This window comes from Mesorhizobium sp. CO1-1-8, from assembly GCF_020164875.1.
In the GTDB taxonomy this organism is placed as follows: Bacteria; Pseudomonadota; Alphaproteobacteria; order Rhizobiales; family Rhizobiaceae; genus Mesorhizobium.
The window spans coordinates 50246-72767 of sequence record NZ_JAIUGZ010000019.1 but is presented as its reverse complement, the minus strand read 5'-3'; the positions used below and the strand labels follow the sequence as shown (position 1 = coordinate 72767).

20 protein-coding genes and 1 riboswitch are annotated in these 22522 nt (G+C 62.8%); of the genes, 7 read left to right on the top strand and 13 right to left on the bottom strand.

Annotation, left to right across the window (positions count from 1 at the left end; genetic code table 11):
• Positions 1–47: 47 nt before the first annotated feature.
• The 3 genes from LB558_RS28375 to thiB form a co-directional block, all read right to left on the bottom strand.
• Positions 48–848 (bottom strand): ATP-binding cassette domain-containing protein, encoded by an 801-nt coding sequence (locus LB558_RS28375; protein ID WP_224700567.1) that lies wholly within the window; start codon positions 846–848, stop codon positions 48–50.
• Positions 841–2424, bottom strand: coding sequence for a thiamine/thiamine pyrophosphate ABC transporter permease (thiP, locus tag LB558_RS28370; RefSeq protein WP_224700590.1), 1584 nt, complete (start codon positions 2422–2424; stop codon positions 841–843). The genes LB558_RS28375 and thiP overlap by 8 nt, the downstream gene beginning before the upstream one ends.
• A gap of 187 nt (positions 2425–2611) precedes the next feature.
• Complete coding sequence (gene thiB, locus LB558_RS28365; RefSeq protein ID WP_224700566.1) at positions 2612–3610, bottom strand: thiamine ABC transporter substrate binding subunit; 999 nt, start codon at positions 3608–3610, stop codon at positions 2612–2614.
• Between the two features lie 43 nt (positions 3611–3653).
• Positions 3654–3768, bottom strand: a riboswitch (TPP riboswitch).
• 87 nt (positions 3769–3855) lie between these two features.
• On the opposite strand from thiB, the gene LB558_RS28360 reads away from it, so the two are divergent.
• The 4 genes from LB558_RS28360 to LB558_RS28345 all read left to right on the top strand — a co-directional run bounded on the left by LB558_RS28360 (position 3856) and on the right by LB558_RS28345 (position 7091).
• A complete protein-coding gene (locus LB558_RS28360; RefSeq protein ID WP_224700565.1) occupies positions 3856–4500 on the top strand; it encodes a thiamine diphosphokinase in 645 nt (214 codons plus the stop codon).
• Between the two features lies 1 nt (position 4501).
• Positions 4502–6322 (top strand): ABC-F family ATP-binding cassette domain-containing protein, encoded by a 1821-nt coding sequence (locus LB558_RS28355; RefSeq protein WP_224700564.1) that lies wholly within the window; start codon positions 4502–4504, stop codon positions 6320–6322.
• Positions 6323–6549: 227 nt separating this feature from the next.
• Positions 6550–6792: a type II toxin-antitoxin system CcdA family antitoxin gene (locus LB558_RS28350; RefSeq protein ID WP_224700563.1), complete on the top strand. Its 243-nt coding sequence runs from the start codon at positions 6550–6552 to the stop codon at positions 6790–6792.
• Positions 6792–7091 (top strand): CcdB family protein, encoded by a 300-nt coding sequence (locus LB558_RS28345; RefSeq protein ID WP_224700562.1) that lies wholly within the window; start codon positions 6792–6794, stop codon positions 7089–7091. The genes LB558_RS28350 and LB558_RS28345 overlap by 1 nt, the downstream gene beginning before the upstream one ends.
• Before the next feature lie 19 nt (positions 7092–7110).
• Here LB558_RS28345 and LB558_RS28340 read toward each other — a convergent pair whose 3' ends face one another.
• Together LB558_RS28340 and LB558_RS28335 are read right to left on the bottom strand one after the other, a co-directional pair.
• Positions 7111–8769 (bottom strand): hypothetical protein, encoded by a 1659-nt coding sequence (locus tag LB558_RS28340; RefSeq protein ID WP_224700561.1) that lies wholly within the window; start codon positions 8767–8769, stop codon positions 7111–7113.
• A gap of 77 nt (positions 8770–8846) precedes the next feature.
• Complete coding sequence (locus tag LB558_RS28335) at positions 8847–10145, bottom strand: adenylosuccinate synthase (RefSeq protein WP_224700560.1); 1299 nt, start codon at positions 10143–10145, stop codon at positions 8847–8849.
• 208 nt (positions 10146–10353) lie between these two features.
• Between LB558_RS28335 and LB558_RS28330 the strand changes: the two genes are divergently transcribed.
• On the top strand, positions 10354–11244 hold the full coding sequence (locus tag LB558_RS28330; protein WP_224700559.1) for a DMT family transporter: 891 nt from the start codon (positions 10354–10356) through the stop codon (positions 11242–11244).
• On the opposite strand, the gene LB558_RS28325 is transcribed toward LB558_RS28330, so the two are convergent.
• The 7 genes from LB558_RS28325 to glmM all read right to left on the bottom strand — a co-directional run bounded on the left by LB558_RS28325 (position 11245) and on the right by glmM (position 18383).
• Entirely contained in the window at positions 11245–11439 is a 195-nt protein-coding gene (locus tag LB558_RS28325; protein WP_224700558.1) for a type II toxin-antitoxin system HicA family toxin, read from the bottom strand. It abuts the gene before it with no gap.
• 73 nt (positions 11440–11512) lie between these two features.
• The gene (locus LB558_RS28320; RefSeq protein ID WP_224700557.1) at positions 11513–11740 is read right to left on the bottom strand and encodes a DUF1902 domain-containing protein; all 228 of its coding nucleotides are present in this window, start codon (positions 11738–11740) and stop codon (positions 11513–11515) included.
• A gap of 94 nt (positions 11741–11834) precedes the next feature.
• A complete protein-coding gene (gene serA, locus LB558_RS28315; protein WP_224700556.1) occupies positions 11835–13436 on the bottom strand; it encodes a phosphoglycerate dehydrogenase in 1602 nt (533 codons plus the stop codon).
• Positions 13437–13497: 61 nt separating this feature from the next.
• The gene (locus LB558_RS28310) at positions 13498–14673 is read right to left on the bottom strand and encodes a phosphoserine transaminase (RefSeq protein WP_224700555.1); all 1176 of its coding nucleotides are present in this window, start codon (positions 14671–14673) and stop codon (positions 13498–13500) included.
• A gap of 201 nt (positions 14674–14874) precedes the next feature.
• Positions 14875–15639 carry an outer membrane protein gene (locus LB558_RS28305; protein WP_224700554.1) on the bottom strand — a complete coding sequence of 255 codons (765 nt, stop codon included), beginning with the start codon at positions 15637–15639 and terminating at the stop codon, positions 14875–14877.
• Between the two features lie 208 nt (positions 15640–15847).
• Positions 15848–16684 carry an outer membrane protein gene (locus tag LB558_RS28300; RefSeq protein WP_224700553.1) on the bottom strand — a complete coding sequence of 279 codons (837 nt, stop codon included), beginning with the start codon at positions 16682–16684 and terminating at the stop codon, positions 15848–15850.
• 346 nt (positions 16685–17030) lie between these two features.
• Positions 17031–18383: a phosphoglucosamine mutase gene (glmM, locus tag LB558_RS28295; protein WP_027037180.1), complete on the bottom strand. Its 1353-nt coding sequence runs from the start codon at positions 18381–18383 to the stop codon at positions 17031–17033.
• 367 nt (positions 18384–18750) lie between these two features.
• Between glmM and LB558_RS28290 the strand changes: the two genes are divergently transcribed.
• Positions 18751–19611: a hypothetical protein gene (locus LB558_RS28290; protein ID WP_224700552.1), complete on the top strand. Its 861-nt coding sequence runs from the start codon at positions 18751–18753 to the stop codon at positions 19609–19611.
• Positions 19612–19851: 240 nt separating this feature from the next.
• Entirely contained in the window at positions 19852–20304 is a 453-nt protein-coding gene (locus LB558_RS28285) for a hypothetical protein (RefSeq protein ID WP_224700551.1), read from the top strand.
• Between the two features lie 247 nt (positions 20305–20551).
• Here LB558_RS28285 and ftsH read toward each other — a convergent pair whose 3' ends face one another.
• Positions 20552–22480: an ATP-dependent zinc metalloprotease FtsH gene (gene ftsH / locus LB558_RS28280; RefSeq protein WP_224700550.1), complete on the bottom strand. Its 1929-nt coding sequence runs from the start codon at positions 22478–22480 to the stop codon at positions 20552–20554.
• Positions 22481–22522 lie beyond the last annotated feature (42 nt).

Below are 22522 nucleotides of genomic sequence, written 5' to 3'. Positions count from 1 at the left end.
TCATGGCAAGCAAACGCCACATCGCCTGGGACCGGTTTGACCGTAAATTATGTCCGCTTCCGGGCAACATCGCGTGATGTGGAATATCCGGCAGCCGCGCCGATATAGCGCCGGAACGCCTCCGGACCAGCCCCGGTAAAGAAATCATCCGCCTTGCCGGTCGCGGCGACCAACCCATTGTCGAGAAATACGATATGCTCGCCGATACGGCGGGCGTCTTCCGGCTGATGGGTGACGAACAGAACCGTCATGCCCCGCTCGGCATGAACGGCGGCGACCAGGTCAAGCATGTCGTCGCGCAACGCGGGACCGAGCGAGGCGAAGGGTTCGTCGAGCAGCAACACCGGCCGGTCGCGCACCAGCACGCGGGCCAGGGCGACGCGCTGGCGTTCCCCGCCGGAGAGTTCGCGCGGCAGACGCTTTTCCTTGCCCGCAAGGCCGGTGCGCACAAGCGCCTCGGCGATAGCGGCGTGGTCCCCCTGGATCAGCCGCAGGGATGGAGAGCGGCCGAGCCCGACATTCTGCTCGACGGAAAGGTGCGCGAAGAGATTGTTCTCCTGGAACACCATCGACACCGGCCGCGCCGAGGCCGGCTCGGCGCTGACATCGACATCGCCGATCAGCACGCGGCCCGACTGTGGGGTCTCGAAGCCGGCGACCAGATTGAGCAGCGTCGACTTGCCCGAGCCGCTCGGCCCCATGATGGCGGTGATCTTCGCCGTGGCAAACTCGACGTCGAAGACAAGCGGCGCCTCGCCATAGCTGCCATGACCACCATAACTGAACGACACCTTGTCCAGCCGCACCGGCGCGCCCTTTTCGAGCCTGTTGGCCGCCCTCTCACGCATCGCGGGCCTTCTCCCTTCCCAGCCAGTGCGCCGCCACGATCAAGGCGAGACAGACGAGGCCGAGCAGCAGTGCCAGGCCGGCGGCATCCTCGGTGCGGTAGCTGCCCATCCGCGCCAGAAGAAGGTAGGGCAATGTCTGCACGGAATCACTGCCGAACAAGGCAATGACGCCGAGATCGCCGAGCGACAGCGCCATGGCGAAAGCGAAGGCCGTGGCGAGCGGTCGCCGCAGCGACGGCCAGTCGACCAGCATCAGCCGGTTCCAGCCCGCAATGCCGAGTTGTGCACAGAGCCGTTCGTGACGCTCGCTGGCCGCATCATAGGCGGGACGGACGGCGCGCAAGGCAAACGGCATCGCCATCACCGCGTTGACGGTGACGACCATGACCGGAGCAATGGCGAAGACATCGCCGACATGGCGCAACAACAGGAACCAGCCGGCGCCGACGACGATCGGCGGCACGACCAAGACAAAGCCTGCGCCTGTATCGGCAGCGTGTTCGAGCAGTGTCTTTGCGCCGGCACGGCGGTTCAGCGCCAGTGCCCGCCGCGCCATCGTCAACGCCAGCGACAGCATCACCGAGAGCAGCGCCGACAGGAAGCCGAGCACTACGCTGGTCAGCGTCGCCTGCCGGACAGTGGCCTCACCGGCCAGCCGGCCGAGATCGGCGCCGAGCCCGGCCATCACAGTGGCGGCCATCGGTCCGACAACGAACAGCAGTGCCAGGACGATGAGGAGCGCGTTCAACCAGGTCTCGCTCCGATTGACCGAGAGATAGCGACGTTGCGCGACCGGCAAATTGGTGTCGCCGACCACGTTGGCGCCCAGGCGCGTCAGTGCCAGCACCACGATAAAGGTCAAGGCAATCTGCAGCAGCGTCAGTGTGACCGCGCGCGCGGGATCGAAATCGAAGCGAAGCGCCTGGTAGATGCCGACCTCCAGCGTCGTCGCGGCTGGCCCGCCGCCCAGTATCAGCACGATGGTGAAGGATGTGATGCAGAGCATGAAGACAAGCCCGGCGACCCCCGGCAGGGCAGCGCGCAGCGTTGGCCATTCGATCAGCCGGAACGCCGGCCGCGCCGCCATGCCGAGCTGGCTCGCCAGCCGCCATTGGTCGGTCGGTATGGTCTGCAGCGCCTCGAGGAACAGCCGCGTCGCCAGCGGCAGGTTGAAGAAGACATGGGCGACGAGGATGCCGGACAGGCCATAGATGCCCGGCCAGCTTCCACCGCCGATCACGGCGAGCACGCCGGCGAAATAGCCGGCACGGCCATAAAGCGTCAGGAGGCCGAGGGCCGCGACGATGGCCGGCAGTGCCAACGGTACCGCGAAGAGCTGCAGGATGAAGGCGCGGCCGAAGAAGCGTGGATGCCGCGACAGCGCGCGCGCCACGAACAACGCCGGCCCGACGGAAAGCAGCGTCGACAGCGCCGCCTGCCAGAGCGTGAAGCGAATGACGCGAAGCAGATAGGGGTCGAAGGCTGCCCAGGCGCCCGACAAATCATGGGCGCCCTCGAAAAGCAGGCCAGCAAACGCGCCGCCGATCAGCAGCGCGATTGCAGCGAGCGCGACAATGCCGGCACTGGCGCGGGGGTCAGTGGGCGCGCGCTTTCCACCCTCCCCCTTGTGGGGAGGACCGGAGCGCGGATGCCGCGACGCGCTGTCCGCGATCCGGGACGGGGGTGATTCTGGGCTCAGCGTCGGCACCCCGCTCCGCTACGCGGATCGACCCTCCCCACTAGGGGGAGGGTGAAGAGCGCGCTCACTTGCTCATCACCGCCAGCCATTCATCTACCCAGGCCTTGCGGTTGGCGGCGACCTCTTGCGGGCTGAACAGCAAGGTCTTCGTTGGCTTGACCAGTTTGTCGAAGGCCGGATTGAGCGGCTTGTCGGTCCTGCCTGCCGGGAACATCCAGTTGGTCTCGGGGATGGCATCCTGGAACTTCGGCCCGGTCATGAAGGCCATGAACTTTGCCGCCAGCGGATTTTTTGCCCCCGTCGTGGTGATGCCCGCCACCTCGATCTGCAGATACTCGCCCTCCTCGAAGGAGGCCGCCTGGTAGCGTTCGGTGTTCTCGGCGACCATGTGGTAGGCCGGCGACGTCGTGTAGGACAGCACCATCGGCGCCTCGCCCTTGGTGAACAGCCCATAGGCCTCGCTCCAGCCCGGCGTCACGGTCAGCACCTTCGCCTTGAGCTTGGCCCAGGCCTCCGGCGCCTTGTCGCCATAGACCGACTTGACCCACAGAAGCAGGCCGAGGCCCGGCGTCGAGGTGCGCGGATCCTGGATGACGATCTTGTCGTCGGCACTGCCTTCGACCAGCTCCTTCAGGCTCTTCGGCGGGTTCTTCAGCTTCTGCGTGTCGTAGATGACAGCGAAATAGCCGTAGTCGAAGGGGACAAACGTATCGTCGCTCCAGCCGCCCGGCACATTGACGTCGGCCACCGCGCCATGCGGCGCGAACAGGCCTGACGCCTTGGCATCGGCGGTGAGATTGGTGTCGAGGCCAAGCACGATATCGGCCTTGGTCGATGCGCCTTCCAATCTGACGCGGTTGAGCAGCGCGACGCCATCGGCGACCGAGACGAACTCGACGTCGCAGCCGCATTCAGCCTCGAACTCCTTCTTCACCACGGGACCCGGACCCCAGTCGGCGGTGAAACTCTCATAGGTGTAGACGGTGAGCTTGTCCTTGGCCAAGGCCGGCCCGGACAAGGCCACGACGGTTGCTGAAACAAGAGCGTATAAAAGCGTGCGCATCGGCGCCTCCTTCGTTCGAATTGAAAGGAATTGAGGCGTCGGACTGTCCGAAACGTCTAATCCCTCCGCCGGTACAAACCGGATCAGGTTCAGCGGGTTGGCGAGACTGCCTCTCAGCCGGTCCGCGAAGATCGCGTCCGGCACCCCGTTAGAGCGTTTCGACACATAGGCCGGGCCGATCCCCCATGCAAGTGGGAGTTTGCCGCCTTCCGTTTCCCGTGCCGGGCTGGTAAGGGCCACACGATATGAGCACATTCACCATCCTGCTTGGCGGCGATCTCATCCGCACGCCACGGCTCGACCGTCAGGTCGAAGGCTCCCGCGTCATCGCCGCCGACGCCGGCATCGGTCATGCGCGGTTGCTGGGTCTCGTGCCGGAACTGTGGGTGGGCGATTTCGATTCCGTGCCGGCGAACCTGCCGGACGATCTCGCTTCCGTGCCGCGCCGGACCTTCCCGACGGAAAAGGACCAGACCGATGGCGAACTTGCCATCGCCGCAGCACTGGAACGCGGCGCGACCAGCCTGGTGCTCGCCGGCGCCTTTGGCGGCAGGCGCGCCGACCACGCTTTTCTGCATCTGGCGCTTGCCTTGCGCCTGGCCGAAGCAGGGACCGATGTGCTTTTGACCAGCGGCGCTCAGGAAGGTATCCCTCTGCTGCGCGGAACGGCCGGCTTCGACTATGCCGACGGCACGCTGTTTTCGGTGCTCGGCTTTTCCGAGCTCGACGGCCTGACCGTCGCCGGCGCCAAATGGCCGCTCGCTTACGTCAGGGTGGCCTTCGGTTCGTCGCTGACTATTTCCAACGAGGTCAAGGGCCACCTCGAAATCGCGTTGGACCATGGCAGCGCGATGCTGCTCGCTCATCCCTATCCCTTACCTGAAAGCTGACATGGCCCCGCCCCTTCTCAACCTCGACGGGATAAAACTGACCTTCGGCGGCACGCCGCTGCTCGATGGTGCCGCCTTGACGGCCTCAGTCGGCGACAAGATCGCGCTGGTCGGCCGCAACGGATCCGGCAAGTCGACGCTGCTGAAGATCGCCGCCGGCCTGATCGAGCCGCAGGATGGCGAGGTGTTCCGCCAGCCTTCGGCAACCGTCCGCTATCTGCCGCAGATGCCCGACATGGAGGGTTTTGCCACTGTCCGCGCCTATGTCGAGGCCGGGCTTGGCCCCGCCGACGATCCCTACCGCGCCAGCTATCTGATGGAGCATCTCGGATTGTCGGGTGAGGAACGTCCGAACGACCTGTCGGGCGGCGAGGCGAGGCGCGCCGCCCTTGCCCGCGTCATGGCGCCTGAGCCCGACATCCTGCTGCTTGATGAGCCGACCAACCATCTCGACCTCTCGGTGATCGAATGGCTGGAAGAAGAGCTCATCCGCACCTCCACGGCACTGATCGTCATCTCGCACGACCGCCGCTTTCTCGAGCGTGTGTCGCGCGCCACCGTCTGGCTCGATCGCGGCCAGACCCGCAGGCTGGACAAGGGCTTTGGCCATTTCGAGGAATGGCGCGACCTCGTGCTGGAGGAAGAAGAGCGCGAACAGCACAAGCTCGGCCGCCAGATCGTGCGTGAGGAGCACTGGCTGCGCTACGGTGTGACGGCGCGGCGCAAGCGCAACATGCGCCGTCTCGGCGAATTGCAAACCATGCGCCAGCGTTTCCGTGGCCATCGTGGCGCCGAAGGATCGGCCACCATGGTGGCCAGCGACGCCGCCGAATCCGGCAAGCTGGTGATCGAGGCCAAGAACATCGAGAAGAGTTTTGGCGACCTCACCGTGGTCAAGGGGTTCTCGACCCGCATCCAGCGCGGCGACCGCGTTGGCCTGGTCGGACCGAACGGCGTCGGCAAGACGACGCTGTTGAAGATGCTGACCGGCGAGATGAAGCCCGACGCCGGCTCGATACGGCTCGGCACCAATCTGGAGATCGCCACGCTGGACCAGAAGCGCGAGGCGGTCGACCCGCAGGAGACGCTGGCGCAGTATCTCACCGATGGGCGCGGCGAGAACCTCGTCATCAATGGCGAACAGCGCCATGTCGTCTCCTACATGAAGGATTTCCTGTTCAAGCCGGAGCAGGCGCGCACGCCGGTGCGCGAGCTTTCCGGCGGCGAACGGGCACGCCTGCTGCTGGCGCGCGTGCTGGCGCGGCCGGCAAACCTTCTGGTGCTCGATGAGCCGACCAACGATCTCGACATGGAAACGCTGGAGCTGTTGCAGGAACTGGTCGCCGGCTTCGCCGGCACGGTCATCCTGGTCAGCCACGACCGCGATTTCCTCGATCGCACCGTGACCAGCCTGATCGCGCCGGATGGTGACGGCCGCTGGATCGAATATGCCGGCGGTTACTCCGACATGCTGGCGCAGCGCGGCGGCACCCGGCTGGACGACCGCAAGGCGCGCGCGAAGGCCGAAAACGGCGAAGCGCCCGCACCAGGCAAGAGCGAGGCCGCAGCGACGAAGGGGCCGGCTAAGAAACTGTCGTTCAAGCAGAAGTTCGCACTGGAATCCCTGCCCAAGAAAATCGAAGCTGTGATGGGGTCGATCTCGAGGCTTGAGAACAACATCGCCGATCCCGCCTATTACGAGCGCGACCCCGCCTCCTTCCAGAAAACCATCGCCGCCCTGGATAAGGAGCGCGCCACGCTGGCGGCGCTCGAGGAAGAGTGGCTGGAACTGGAGATGCTGCGCGAAGAGATGGAAGGGTGAGGAGTGTTCGGCGGTAGGCCGATCAATCGACAGCGATTTGTCGATTGAAGCGACGAACGGTTAATCGAAAGGTCCAGTGGACCTTCGAAGGGATAGAACGCCCGAAGGGCTGCGAGCTCATAGCGAAGGGTCGGGCGGGCCAAGCCCGATCACACCGCCGTCTTTATTTGCGTTTGCGTGCGGGGTTTTATGCGCCTACATTATGCGCATAAAAGGAGGCGATCTCTATGCTTCAATCGACGCCAAAACCTCAGCGACAACCTGTGAATACGTCCATCGACTCTCAGTTGATCAGCGACGCGAAAGCGTTGGGCATCAATATCTCACGCGCCGCCGAAGAGGGCATTGCCAAAGCAATCTCGGCAGAAAAAACGCGTCGATGGCAGGAAGAAAACAAAGAAGCCATCGAAAGCTCCAATGAATATGTCAGACGCAACGGACTGCCATTGGCCAAACACCGGCCGTTTTGATGGCACGCTACGATCTCTATCGGAATGCGGAAGGCAGCGGCTATCTTCTGGATGTTCAGTCCGACCTTCTCGAAGGGTTGAGCACCAGGGTCGTCATTCCGTTGATGCCGCCCAATATAGCCCCGATTCCGGGTCGCCGGCTAAACCCGACCTTTACTATCGATGGCAAAGATCATGTGATGGTCACACAGTTCATGTCAGCCTTGACGGCCTCTGAGCTGCCGTATGCCGAGGGAAATCTTTCCAGGCACCACGACGACATCGTCGCCGCGCTCGACATGCTGTTCCAAGGCTTCTGAACGATGGCTACGGCGTTTCTCAGCCAGCCGTCTTCGCCTGCCAGGCCTTGATCGCTTCGTCGAACACCTTTTCGCCAGGAATGCCCTTTTCCATGGTCAGCAGCGCCCGCCGTCCGGTCTTGTAGACGACCGGTACGTCGATCCAGTCCTGGCCGCGCAGCAGGGTCATATTGGCGTCTTCGTCGGCCTTGGTGTCGTTGAGCGCGACGAGGAAGAAGCCGTCGGCGATCTTGGCCGGAATGCCGATCAGCGGGCTGCCGGCGTCCTGTTCCGAACTCTTCATGGCGACGCGCAGGATGTTGTCGACACCGCCGCCCTCGAAACCGTCGGGCGTCAGGAAGATCATCTCGATGATATGGCTGGCCGGCAGTGTCTGGTCGGTGTTGCGGCGGATGGTCATGCGCAACTGGATGTCCTTGCCGGGAATGGTGGCCTCGGCGCGGATCGCCGGCTCCGGCGGCAGGTCGCCGCCGGGCGATTCCTGCACCAGCGACCAGACGATGTTGCCGGGCTCGGCGGAGCCCTGGGCGGTGCTGGTGCGCTCCTCATAGAAGATCGCCTTTTGGCCGACAGGCAGAGCGGCTTCCGCAGGCGCAGTTGCCGGGGCGGGCGGCACGGCACCTGCCGGTGCTGGCGGCGTGCCGGCAGCATCGGCCGGCGCTGCCGGGGCAGCTCCGGTGGCAGGCGGCGTTGCGGGGGCGGCATCTGTCGCCGGGGGCGTGGTCGCGGCAGGCGGTCCGGCGGCCGGTGCGGAAATCGCCGGTGCGTTGGTCGCCGAGGGCGGGGTGGTCAGCGCGGCGACCGATTCGCCTTCGCCGATGCCGCTTTGCCCACCGGCCGGACCCGGGTCGACTTCACTGCCCTGCGGTGTCAGCCGCTGGGTGAATTTCGTGCTTTCGGCTTCCGTGCCGCCAGCCGCGGGCGCCGGAGGCGCTGCCGCGGCATCGGTTGCCGGCTTGGCTGGCGCCGGCTTCACGGGCTCGGTTTTCGCGACCTGGTTGCCGCCAAACCCCAGCATCTTGCCGAAGGCGTCCTTGTTCAGCCAGATGCCGTAGCCGCCGCCGGCTACGACCAGCAACGCGACGACGGCGGCGATCAGCCCGCCATAGCTGCGCTTGCGCTCGGCGGGACGCAGGCGTTGGAAGGTGTCCGGTACCGGCCCTTCATTGTCTTCGTTGCTGGAAAAGACATCGGCCTCGTCGTCCGCCTCCTCGGCGTTCATGCCTGGAAGAGGCGTGTCGGCGCGAGCCGGCTGGGCAGGCGCCGGCGTCGATCTTTGCCAGCTTGGCTCGACCTTGGCGGCAGGCGGCGGCGCGGGTTGATAGGGCTCGGGCTTGGTGACGGGCGGCGCGGGCCAGGCCGATTCCGCCTTCGCCGGCTGCCTTGTATGGCTCGGCTGGTTCTTGTTGCGATCGATCGACGAAAAGATGTGTTCCAGTTCCGCGAGCGGATCGGTTTCCGGTACGCTCTTGGCATAGTCCCGCTCGACACTCGCGATCGCGTCTTCCAGCGAACGCGTCTGAGTGGCTATGGCTTCGGTGGCCAGCGGCGGCGAATAGTCCGCAAGCTTCTTCGCCAGCATGGTACGAACGCTGGCATAGATACGCGTACGCTTTTCCGGCGTCTCGTCGCCATGCTTGTCGAGCGCCTTTTTCAGAACAGCAACGAAATCTGCCATGCTTCAGTCGACCTGTATTTTTTTGTTTCCGCGCCGGCCCCGCAAATCAGCCGCGATGCCCGGAAAGGCTTCAGAAACTAGTCTTGAAACGGATCGGTCACAAGTATCGTGTCGTCGCGTTCGGGGCTGGTGGAAAGGAGCGCGACCGGGGCACCGATGAGCTCCTCGATGTAGCGGACATACTTGACCGCCTGGGCCGGCAGATCATTCCAGCTGCGCGCGCCGGCGGTGGTGCCTTTCCAGCCCTCCAGCGTCTCGTAGACCGGTTCGACACGTGCCTGCGCGCCTTGGCTCGCTGGCAGATAGTCGATGATCTCACCATCGAGACGATAGCCTGTGCAGACCTTGATCTCGTCCAGCCCGTCGAGCACGTCGAGCTTGGTCAGCGCGATGCCCTTGATGCCGTTGACAGCGACGGCCTGGCGCACCAGCACCGCGTCGAACCAGCCGCAGCGGCGCTTGCGGCCGGTGACGACGCCGAATTCATGGCCGCGCGTGCCGAGGAATTCGCCGACCTCGTTCTTCTGCTCGGTCGGGAACGGACCCTCGCCGACGCGTGTCGTATAGGCCTTGGTGATGCCGAGCACATAGCCGATGGCGCCTGGGCCGACGCCGGAGCCGGCAGCGGCCTGTCCGGCAACCGTGTTCGACGAGGTGACGAACGGATAGGTGCCGTGGTCGATATCGAGCAGTGTGCCCTGCGCGCCCTCGAACAGGATGCGCTCGCCAGCCCGGCGCTTGTCGTCGAGGATTTTCCAGACCCGGTCCATATAGGGCAGGATGTCGTCAGCGACCGAGGTCAGTTCCTGCATGATCGCGTCATGCGTGACTTCCGCGTGACCAAGCCCGCGACGCAGCGCATTGTGGTGCGTCAGCAACCTGTCGACTTTCAAGGGCAGTGTTTCCAAATCCGCCAAATCCATCACCCTGACCGCGCGCCGGCCCACCTTGTCCTCGTAGGCGGGGCCGATGCCACGACGGGTCGTGCCAATCTTCGTCCCGGAATTGGATGCGGCGTCCTCACGGAATCCGTCCAGCTCCCGATGCAGGGACAGGATAAGCGCTGTGTTTTCGGCTATTTTCAGGCGATCCGGCGCCACTTCGACACCTTGCGCCTTGAGTTTTGCCACCTCGGCGACGAAAGCGTGCGGGTCGAACACGACGCCATTGCCGATGATGGACAGCTTGCCCTGGCGCACGACGCCTGACGGAAGCAACGACAGCTTGTAGACCTTGCCGTCGACGACCAGCGTATGGCCGGCATTGTGGCCGCCCTGGAAACGCACCACGACATCGGCGCGCTCCGACAGCCAGTCGACGATCTTGCCCTTGCCTTCGTCACCCCACTGCGAGCCGACGACCACCACATTGGCCATGTTTCTTTTCCCTTGAGACGCCGCCAAGCGGCTTGAATATGGTTCGAAACGACAGGCCTCTATAACGTCAAGACCTCGCGAGCGCGACCTTTCTTTGCCGTCGAAAATGTCCTGAGGCACAACAATTTTCGGCTTTGACATCATTTACTTGGGCGAGCGGGGGCAATAGGCCGGCAAACACCGCAGCTCCGGCGACTGGAATCCCGCGATGCATCGAAGCGCCTACATATTCCTGCTGCTTACCACCTTGCTTTGGGGTGGAAATTCGGTGGCCGGCAAGCTGGCGGTCGATCATGTCTCGCCAATGACGCTGGTCTTCCTGCGCTGGGTGCTGGCCGTGGCGATCATGCTGCCCGTCGGCTGGAAGACCATCCAGAAGGACTGGCCGGTAGTCCGCAAGCACTGGTTCGTGCTGGTCGCCCTCGGCGCCAGCGGCTTCACCCTGTTCAACACCATCTTCTACACGGCGCTCAACTACACGACAGCGATCAATGTCTCGATTGAACAGGCGGCGATGCCGATCCTGATCATGACAGCCAATTTCGTCTTCTTCCGCCTGCGCGTGAACTGGGCGCAGATTGTCGGCGTCGTGCTGACCATCGCCGGCGTGATCCTCACCGCCTGCCACGGCGACCCGCGCCGGCTGTTGACGCTGGAACTCAACTTCGGCGACGCCATCATGCTGGTCGCCGTCTTTCTCTACAGCGGCTATTCGGTCGGGCTGCGGCTGAAGCCGGTGATGCACTGGCAGAGCCTGATGCTGGCCCTGTCGGTTGCGGCACTCGTCACCTCGTTGCCGTTCTTCCTGTGGGAGGTCCTCGCCGGCAAGGTCATCACGCCCGACGCGCGCGGCTGGACGGTCATCGTCTATACGGCGATCGGCGCCTCGGTTGTTTCGCAGATCTTCTACATCAGGGGCAACGAACTGATCGGCGCCAACCGCGCCGGCCTGTTCATCAATCTGGTGCCGATCTTCGGCACGCTGCTGTCGGTGCTGATCGTCGGCGAGACGTTCCAGTCCTATCAGGCACTGGCTTTGGTGCTCGTGCTGGGCGGCATCGGGCTTGCCGAATACAGCGGGCGCAAGGCAGCAAAATAGTCAAAAGGCTTTTGGCAGGCCAGCGTCCTTCAAAATGTCGTTGGCGAGATGTCGGGACTTCAAAAACGTAACCAATGTAACGCGTTGTTGGGTCTCGGGATTGTACCAAACCTCATGGTCGCCCTTGCCTTGCCGCAACAATCTCCAACCTGCCTCTGTGAGTAATTTCTTTAGTGGCTTGGCAAAATTCTGCATTCTCACCCACTGGCCTCAAAGAATCTTGAGCGCATTCTAAGCGGATTTCGGAGGTGTAGACTTATTGTGGAGATTATTCCGCTGCGAGTGGGTTAGACGCGGTTGAAATGTCGTGAACCACAAGTTCAACGTCGAGTTCCTCGGCATCCTCTAAGTCGAGCAAATCCGGTAGCACCGCCAATATCCGCTGACGCAAATCATCGAGAGATTCGCTTTCGGTCGCCAGTCCGGTCTTGCCTCGCGAAATCGCGTACCAGACCGACGCCTCGTTGTCCCAACGGACATCAACAACCAGTTTCATCTTCGTGTCTCCGCAGCCAGATAATACATCAAGGCATCAAAAACGAAAGGCGCGGACAGTTCCGCGCCTTTCAAATCCTTGCCAGAGGCAGGGATCACATCGCGTTGACGTCGAACTGCAGCCGCTTGGCCGAGTCGATCGACTTATGCGTCTTGATCTTTTCCAGCACGGCTTCTGGGAACGGCGCGTCGAGATAGAGCAGTGCTATGGCATCGCCGCCCGGCCGGTTGCGGCCGAGCTGGAAGTTGGCGATGTTGACGCCATTCTCGCCGCAGACGGTGCCGAGCAGGCCGATGATGCCCGGCGCGTCCGCATTGGTGGTGTAGAGCATGTGCTGGCCGACCTCGGCATCGAGATTGATGCCCTTGATCTGAATGAAACGCGGCTTGCCATCCGAGAAGCATGTGCCGGCGATCGAGCGGGTCATGTGCTCGGTCTTCACTGTCAGCTTGATGTAGCCGTCGAACACGCCCGACTTGTCGCGCTTGACCTCGGCAACGATGATGCCGCGCTCCTTAACCATGATCGGCGCCGACACCATGTTGACGTCGGAGACCTGAGGCCGGATCAGCCCGGCGAGTGCTGCACTGATCAGAGCGCGCGTGTTCATCGTCGCGGTCGAGCCGTCGAACAGGATCTCCACCTCCTTGATCGGATCCTCGGTGACCTGGCCGACAAAGGCGCCGAGCACCTCGGCGAGCTTGACGAACGGCTTCAGCCGCGGTGCCTCCTCGGCGGTGATCGACGGCATGTTGATGGCGTTGGAGACGGCGCCCTTGATCAGATAGTCGGCCATCTGCTCGGCAACCTGCAGCGCGACATTCTCCTGGGCCTCCGTCGTCGAGGCGCCGAGATGCGGCGTCGCCACCACATTCTCCATGCCGAACAATTCGTTGTTCTCGGCCGGTTCGACCTCGAAGACGTCGACGCCGGCGCCGGCCACCTTGCCGCTCTTCAGCGCCGCGACTAGGTCGGCCTCGACGATCAGACCGCCGCGTGCGCAATTGATGATGCGCACGCCCTTCTTCATCTTGGCGATCGCCGCGGCATCGATGATGTTGCGCGTCTTGTCGGTCAGCGGCGTGTGCAGGGTGATGAAATCGGCACGGGCGAACAGTTCGTCGAGCTCGACCTTGTCGACGCCAAGCTCCTCGGCACGGCTGTCCGACAGGAACGGATCGAAGGCGATGACGTGCATCTTGAGGCCAACGCCGCGTGTCGCGACGATCGAACCGATGTTGCCGCAGCCGATGACGCCCAGCGTCTTGCCAGTGATCTCGACGCCCATGAAGCGGTTCTTTTCCCATTTGCCGGCATGGGTCGAGGCGTTGGCTTCAGGGATCTGGCGCGCCAGCGCAAAGATCATCGCCACCGCATGCTCGGCTGTGGTGATCGAGTTGCCGAAGGGCGTGTTCATCACGATGATGCCCTTGCGGCTTGCCGCCGGGATATCGACATTGTCGACGCCGATGCCGGCGCGGCCGATGACTTTGAGATTGGTGGCGGCGTTGATCAGCTTTTCGGTGACCTTGGTCGCCGAGCGGATGGCGAGGCCATCATATTGGCCAATCACTTCGGCGAGCTTTTCCTTGTCCTTGCCGAGATCGGGCAGATAGTCGACCTCGATGCCACGATCCTTGAAGATTTGCACGGCGGTGGGGGAGAGTTTGTCTGAGACGAGAACGCGGGGCGCCATGGCGGCCTCCTTGAAATGGATTTGATGGGAGTGGGCGGCCCGAAGGCCGCCGCCAATGATCTCAGGCCGCCGCTTTGAGCGAGGCCTTCTGTGCGGCGAATGCCCAGTCGAGCCAGGGCAGCAGCGCTTCGAGATCCGACGTCTCGACCGTCGCGCCGCACCAGATGCGCAGGCCGGGCGGTGCGTCGCGATAGGCAGCGATATCGTAGGCGACGCCTTCCTTGTCGAGCACCGACACCAGCCCCTTGGCGAAGGCCGCCTGCCCGTCGGCATCGAGCGCGGACACGTCCGGATCGGTGAAGGACAGGCAGACGGACGTGTTCGACCGTGTCGCCGGCTGGACGGCGAGATGGCCGAGCCAGGAGGACTTGCCGACAAAGCGATCTAGGACCGCCGCATTGGCATCCGCCCTGGCGATCAGCGCGTCTAGGCCGCCGGTCGACTTCGCCCAGCTGAGCGCATCGAGGTAGTCCTCGACGCACAGCATCGAGGGCGTGTTGATGGTCTCGCCCTTGAAGATACCTTCGATCAGCTTGCCGCCCGAGGTCAGGCGGAAGATTTTCGGCAGCGGCCATGAGGGCTTGTAGGTTTCCAGCCGCTCGACGGCGCGAGGCGACAGGATCAGCATGCCGTGAGCGCCCTCGCCGCCCAGCACCTTCTGCCAGGAGAAAGTGACGACATCGAGTTTTTCGAAGTCGAGCCTCTGCGCGAACGCGGCGGAAGTCGCATCGCAAACGGTCAGGCCCTTGCGGTCCGCGGGAATGAAATCGCCGTTCGGCACGCGCACACCTGACGTGGTGCCGTTCCAGGTGAAGACCACATCGCGGTCGAAATCGATCTTGGTGAGGTCGGGCAGTTCGCCGTAGCCGGCTTCGATCTTGCGCACGTCGGCGAGCTTCAACTGCTTGACCACGTCGGTGACCCAGCCGGAGCCAAAGCTCTCCCAGGCCACCATGTCGACGCCGCGCTCGCCGAGCAGCGACCACAGCGCCATCTCGACCGCACCGGTGTCCGACGCCGGCACGATGCCGATGCGATAACCCGCCGGGACCTGGAGAATCTCCCGCGTCAGCTCGATCGCCTGTTCGAGCTTGGTCTTGCCGATCTTGGCGCGGTGGGAACGGCCGAGCGCGGCATTCTTCAGCGCCTCGACCGACCAGCCGGGGCGTTTTGCGCAGGGACCTGAGGAGAAATTGGGGTTTGCCGGACGGAGTCCGGGCTTCGTATGCGTCGTCATCGTGGTCTATCCTTCCAGATAGTGGCCCCTCGTTGGGGAGGGGTGGCCCACGGACGGCGATATGCGTTCAGACTTCAGGCGTCAAGAGGAAAGTTTTTGTCGCTGCCGGGATACCGGCGATCCCTGATCAGGATGTCGTGACTTCAAACGCAAACGGCGGACCCCGAAGATCCGCCGTCCTGCTCCTCGTGCTCGCGGCGCCTACCAGAGATCGTAGCGGAGCCCAAGCTTGACCTGATGATTGCTGATCCCCTTGCGAACCGGGTAGGTATCCAGGCTCTCGGCGGTTACATATTCGGCGTCGGGCGCGGAAAAATACTGATAACCCAGATCGACGGAAACATTTTTCGATACCTGATAGGCGAGGCCCGCATTCAGCGTGTAGGCCAGCGAGTACTGGGTCTTGCTGTCGCTTACGGCGAAATCGTCCGTGTCGTCGCCATTGTCGGTGAAATAGCTTGCCGACAGGCTGCGCTTGCTGCGGACGACGCCGATACCGGCGCCGAGATAGGGTGTGATGCCGACATAGGTGCCAAGATCGACATAGCCGTTGAGTATGCCCGACAAGGCGTAGTTCTTCAGGGATGCCGATGCCACGGTCGGCTCTGCCGCAGTCGCTGAATCGTCATAGCCGACGCCGATCTCGTTGCCGGGCAGATAGCCGAGATTGAGATCGGCACGCAGATAGTCGTTGAAATGGTAGCCGAAACCGATGCTGGCAAAGATCGGATCTTCCTTGTCGCTGAAGGCTGCGGTTTCGGTGGCGAAATCATGATCGTCGAAGCTCTTCTGCGCCAGATAGGAGACGTCTCCGCGCAGATACCAGCCGGAGCCGACCTCGACAGGGACGTAGTCTGGTGCCTGGTCGACATAGATCGGCGGATCGTAGTCGGCCGCGTGCACCGGCGTCAGCGGCAGGAGGGCTAGTGCACCGAGCGCCAGCGCCATACGCGATGTAAGTTTCATGGTCCCCGACTCCCGAATTTGGCGCCGCCCGCAATCGCAGCGGCAGCCATCGTTTCAAGGAGCATTGTTAACCATAGTGGTTAAGTGCGGGTTAAGGCTAACAGGGCGTTAGCGAATTCATTTCCGCTGTTGGTTCCAGGCGGTCAACCGAAAAACCGCCCGGCTGAGACCGGGCGGTTTTCGAAGAATTCAAGTGATGTAGATGGTGTTACTTGGTGTAGATCGGCTCGGGTTCGGGCTGGTAGGCCACGACCGGCGCGGCGCAACCGTTGCTGCCACCGAACTGATAGCGCAGGCCACCGCGCACTTCGTGCGTGTTGATGCCACGGTCGAAGCCGGGACCGGAGCTGGTGATGTTCCAATCGAACATGCGGCCGCCCTGGATATGGGAGTAGCGGTAGCCGGCATCGAGAATGATCTTGTCGGTCAGGCAGTAGGAAGCGCCTGCCATCAGACCGTAGGCGAAACGCCAGCTGGATCTGCCGGGGTTGGTCTCGGTGGTGTTCGGATCGTAGACAGTGTCCCACTTGACGCGCGCACCGCCGATGCCGGCACCGACATAGGGCGTAATGCCGTGATAGGTGCCGAGATCGACATAGGCATTGGCGAGCAGCAACAGGGCGCTCATCTTCGACACTTCGGTCGATGTTCCATTGATATCCGAGGTGCCGCCGTTGAAGTTCGACTTGAACCAGTAGTCGGCGGTCAGGTCGGTCCGGAAGTGGTCGTTGATCTTGTAACCAACGCCGGCGCCGAGCGAGAACCCGCCCTTGAGCTTGCCGAAATCGAAGCTTCTGGTGCCAGGCGTCACCGTACAATTACAGGGATCGACGGTGTAGGTCATATAGTCGATGCCGCGCACGGTCGACTTGTGATAGTCGATGTCGCCGCGGATATACCAGCCGCCGACTTCGACCGGCTGCTCGTAGACGGCCTGAGGCGGAGCCTCTTCGACCATCGGTTCCGGCAGGTCGGCTGCGAACAACGGCCCTGCCAGGCCTGCGAACAGGAAGGCGAGCAGGGCCTTTCTTGCTGTCTTGAACATGCTTGTCACCCCTGAGAAGCTCGGAACGGCGAACCCGCCCGAAATGCGATTGGCTTTCAGTCGTGGATAATGAATTGCAAAGGTTAAAAGGCGTTTAACCCTGTTGCTTAACCACGAATCTCGAAACTTCTAATGCATGTCGCTCAAAAGTGGCCGCGGTTTTGGGAGAACGACGTGCATAAGAACAAAGACATAAAGCGCGTCGCGTGAATCCGCTCAAACGCGACGCGCTTTAGGAACCGGGCTACGATTTCCAGAGGTCAGTATCGATCGCCGGGTGAACGAAAAGCCCGCCGGGAAGGCGGGCTTTGAGCTGGCGAATGTATGCGTACGGGCGCTGTGGGTGTCAGGCGGCGCTGCGCGTTTCCGAGATGACTTCCACGATGCCATTGACCACGGACTCGACCAGTTGCGGGTCGTCGCCTTCGGCCATCACGCGGATCAGCGGCTCTGTCCCTGATGGCCGGATAACCAGCCGTCCGGTCTTGCCGAGGCGGTTACGGGCGTCTTCGATGGCGGCCTTGACCGGCGCCTCCTCGAGCGGCTTGCCGCCGGAAATGTGGACGTTCTTCAGGAGTTGCGGCACGGGTTCGAATTTCTTCGACAGTTCGCTGACCGGCCGGCCCTGCCGTTTGATGCAGGCCAGCACCTGCAGCGCCGAAACAAGGCCGTCGCCGGTGGTCGAGAAATCCGACAGCACGATATGGCCCGACTGTTCGCCGCCGACATTCAGCCCATGCGCGCGCATATGCTCAACGACGTAACGGTCGCCGACCTTGGTACGGTGCAATTGCAGCTTCATGTCGCCGAGGAAGCGTTCGAGGCCCAGATTGGACATCACGGTTGAGACGACACCGCCACCGGCAAGCCGCCCGCTCTGGTGCCAGGATTCGGCGATCAGCGCCATGATCTGGTCACCATCGACGATCGCGCCGTTTTCATCGACGATGACGACGCGATCGGCGTCGCCGTCGAGCGCGATGCCGATGTCGGCACGCACTTCGTGCACCTTCTTTTGCAGGCCGGCCGGATGGGTCGAGCCGCATTCCTTGTTGATGTTGAAGCCGTTGGGCTCGACATTGATGGCGACGACTTCGGCGCCCAGTTCCCACAGGGCCTCGGGCGCCACCTTGTAGGCCGCGCCATTGGCGCAATCGACGACGATCCTCAAGCCCGCGAGCGACATCGAGCGCGGCAAGGTGCGCTTGGCGAATTCGATGTAGCGGTCATGCACGCCGTCGACGCGCTTGGCGCGGCCAAGCCCGTCGGAATCGGCGAGCGCCAGTTCGATATCCTTGTCGAGCATGCTCTCGATGCGCTCCTCGATTTCGTCGGAGAGCTTGTAGCCGTCGGGTCCGAACAGCTTGATGCCGTTGTCGTAATAGGGATTGTGCGAGGCCGAGATCATGACGCCGATATCGGCGCGCAGCGAACGCACCAGCATGGCGACAGCCGGCGTCGGGATCGGGCCGAGCAGGAATACGTCCATGCCGGCGGCACAAAGACCGGCGACCATGGCATTTTCGATCATATAGCCGGAAAGCCTGGTGTCCTTGCCGAGCACGACACGATGTCGGTGGCTGCCGCGCTGGAAGGAGAGGCCGGCGGCCATGCCGACCCGCATCGCGATTTCCGCGGTCATCGGAAACTTGTTGGCGCGCCCGCGAATGCCGTCCGTGCCGAAATAATTCCCTGCCATGCTAGCCAGTTTCCTCGACGTTTCTTCCCCGGCACGTCATGCCACAATTGGCCAGGGCATTATGATCACATTGTGTGATTATACGTTACCAATCCTTAGAAAACCATTGTTGTGCATTGCACACACCGTGGCCGCAACCTGAATGCCCAGACTGCCATGCTGCAATATACAAGTCATTCGAGCCTTCCAGCGCGGATGCACCAGGAAAATCTTGCTCAGAACCAGGCAACGGACAACGATTTCATCACCTTATCGGGAGAAGCCGGTTTTCGGCGATATATACGCCACTTAGCATCTGGCGCAACCGACCGTTGAGCGTTATTGATTTGCAGGGACGTATCATGGGCTGCTGCAACGGAGAAACGCTATGCTCATCCACCGACTTGCCACTTTGACCGGCCTCGCCGTCGCGACCTTGTTCCTGGCCGCGCCAGCCAACGCACTGACGATGGCCGAGTGCAGCACGAAGTATAACGCCGCCAAGGATGCGGGGACACTTGCCGGCGCGACCTGGAACCAATTCCGCAAGGCTCAGTGCGGCACCGACGCCGCGGCGACGACCGACGCCAAGCCGGCCGATACCAAGAAAGCAACCGACACCACGAAGGCTGCCGAGACGAAGCCGGCCAAGGCTGCCAAGGCTGCCGCCGCGGCGGACGACAGCACGGCCAAGGGCCTGACGGCGAAGGAATGCAGCACTAAGTACCAGGCGGCGAAGGCTGCCGGCACGCTGAACGGCATGAAGTGGAACGACTTCCGCAAGTCCGAATGCGCCGCCGGTGCATCCGCCGCTGCCGCCGCCAAGCCGGCAACCACCAAGGCTGCCGCGGCTCCCGCCGACGATGGCGGCAAGGGTCTGACCATGGCCGAATGCAGCACCAAGTATCAGGCTGCCAAGGCGGCCAACACGCTGAAAGGCATGAAGTGGAACGACTTCCGCAAGAGCGAATGCGGCGCTGGGGCCTCGGATGACGACACCGTGCCGGCCGCCGACGAGGCGAACTACACCAAGGAGCCGGCGAAGCCGACCACTGCTGCGCCCAAGGGCGTCACCTTCCCGTCCGCGATCTCGCCGAAATATGCCAGCGAGACCCCCGGGAAAGGCCGCATGCACACTTGCCTCGATCAGTACTATGCCCTGAAGGACGCCAATGCGCTTGGCGGCCTGAAGTGGATCCAGAAGGGCGGCGGCTTCTACAGCCTGTGCAACGCCAAGCTGAAGAGCTGAGCGCTTAGCCATAGTCTCCAAAAAAGGCCCGCGCATCCCAAGATGCGCGGGCCTTTTTTGTTGCGCGAAGACGCACACCGCCTTGCTCGCATCTGCATGTCGCCGGGCTGCCGGCATCATCAATTCGCCTACACTGCCCACCGCCAGCTCATCGGTAGTCCGCAAAGATTCTGGTTGAACATATAAAGAACAAACCATATACAAAAGGGCGTCAAACTTATTATCAACCAGGAGGGTCTTATGCACAGTTTGAAATTGGCGGTATTGGCTGCGACCGCATTTGTCGCTTGGAGTGTCGCCCCCGCAAGCGCACTGACGATGAAGGAATGCGGCGAGACCTATCGAACAGCCAAGGAAGGCGGCACTCTGAACGGCATGGACTGGACGGCTTTTCGCAAGGAGAAGTGCGCGACATCAGCAGCGGACAGTGTCAGCGCGGATACGGTCAAAACCGAGGCGCAGACGAAAAAGGAAACCAGCGCGGCGGTCGCCCCCACTGTAGCGCCGGCGGGCGTGACATTCCCGACCAACCTGGCCGCCGAGTTCAAGACCGAAAAGCCCGCGAAGGCGCGCATGAAGACCTGCCTGCAGGGCTACCATGGCAACAAGGACGCTGGCACGTTGAACGGCCTTCTCTGGATCCAGAAGGGCGGCGGTTATTACAGCCTGTGCAATGCCAAGCTGAAGAGCTGAGCGACAAGAACATCTGAAGAAAAGAAGGCCCTCAAACCGCAGGGTTCGCGGGCCTTTTTGTTGCCTTCGAGGGCACGCCAGCGGCGACGTGCCAATCTCCCCCGCAAGGGGGGAGATTGGCTATCACCTGGGCTTTCGCCAATCGTCACCGTCGCAGATGCGAGGTCGCGGACAACTCCTCCCCAACCCCAAAAACAAAAAACGCCGCGGAGCAAGCCGCGGCGCTCGATGAAATCAGTGTCCTGCTTCAGCTCGACGGCTGCGGTTCCATACCGCCTTCGGGCTCAGGACCCTTCTTGCGGCGGCCACCCGACTTCGGCACGGCCGAGCCACGGCTTGGCGGCGTGTCGTCGCCGAGGTCGCGCGCGGGTTTGTGACCGGCGATCAACTGCTTGATCTCCTCGCCGGACAGCGTCTCGTATTCCAGCAGGCCCTGTGCCAGCGCGATCCATTCCTTCTTCTTCTTGGTCAGGATGGACTTCGCCGTCGAATAGGCCTCGTCGATCAGGCGGCGCACTTCGGCGTCGATAATCTGCGCGGTCTCTTCCGACACGTTCTGCGTGCGCGCCACCGAATGGCCGAGGAATACCTCCTCCTGGTTGTCACCATAGGCGACGTGGCCGAGCTTGTCGGAAAAGCCCCAGCGCGTCACCATGGCACGCGCCAGCTTGGTCGCCTGCTCGATGTCGGAAGAGGCGCCCGAGGTGATGTTTTCCTTGCCGAACTTGAACTCCTCGGCGACACGGCCACCCATCATGATGGCGAGACGCGAGATCATGTATTTGTAGCTCATCGAATAGCGGTCGCCTTCCGGCAACTGCATGACCATGCCGAGTGCCCGGCCACGCGGGATGATGGTGGCCTTGTGCAACGGGTCGGCCGACGGCACGTTGAGCGCGAGGATGGCATGGCCGGCCTCGTGGTAGGCAGTCAGCTCCTTCTCGGCCTGCGTCATGGCCGACGAGCGGCGCTCGGCGCCCATCATGATCTTGTCCTTGGCGTCCTCGAATTCGGCCATGGTGACGAGGCGCTTGTTGCGGCGTGCCGCCATCAGCGCGGATTCGTTGACGAGGTTCATCAGATCGGCGCCGGAGAAGCCCGGCGTACCGCGCGCGATTACCTTGAGGTCGACATTGGGTGCCAGCGGCACGTTGCGCACATGCACCTTGAGTATCTTCTCGCGGCCGACGATGTCGGGGTTCGGCACCACAACCTGGCGGTCGAAGCGGCCTGGCCTGAGCAGTGCCGGATCGAGCACGTCGGGCCGGTTGGTGGCAGCGATCAGGATGATGCTCTCGTTGGACTCGAAGCCGTCCATCTCGACCAGCAACTGGTTCAGCGTCTGCTCGCGTTCGTCATTGCCGCCGCCGAGGCCGGCGCCACGATGACGGCCCACAGCGTCGATTTCGTCGATGAAGATGATGCAGGGTGCGTTCTTCTTGGCCTGGTCGAACATGTCGCGGACGCGGCTTGCACCGACGCCGACGAACATCTCGACGAAGTCCGAACCGGAAATGGTGAAGAACGGCACATTGGCTTCGCCGGCAACCGAGCGCGCAAGCAGCGTCTTGCCGGTTCCCGGGGGGCCGACGAGCAGCACGCCGCGCGGAATCTTGCCCCCGAGCCGCTGGAATTTCTGCGGATCGCGCAGGAACTCGACGATCTCTTCCAGATCTTCCTTGGCTTCGTCGACGCCGGCAACGTCCTGGAAAGTGACACGGCCATGCGCTTCGGTGAGCAGCTTGGCCTTCGACTTGCCGAAGCCCATGGCGCGGCCGGAGCCGGACTGCATCTGGCGCATGAAGAATATCCAGACGCCGAGGATGAGGATCATCGGCAGCCAAGAGATCAAATAGCCGAACAGCGAATTGGAACCGTCTGTTTCAGGCCGCGCATTGATGGTGACGTTCTTGTCCTGCAGCCGCGAGACCAGCGAAGGATCGCCGGGCGAATAGGTCTGGAAGCCGCTGGCATTATCGGTGTAGGTGCCGCTGATGCGGGCGCCCGCGATGGTCACCGTCTTGACCCGGCCCGCCGCGACATCCTGCAGGAACTGCGAATAAGGCACATCGCTGGAAGCCCCTCGCGTCTGCGGCGTCTGGAACAGATTGAACAGGGCTATGAGCAGGACCGCTATGATCGCCCAGAGCGCGAGGTTGCGATAGTTCGGATTCATCAATTGTCCCGTTGGCATCCGCGGGGCGGACACGCGTCATGA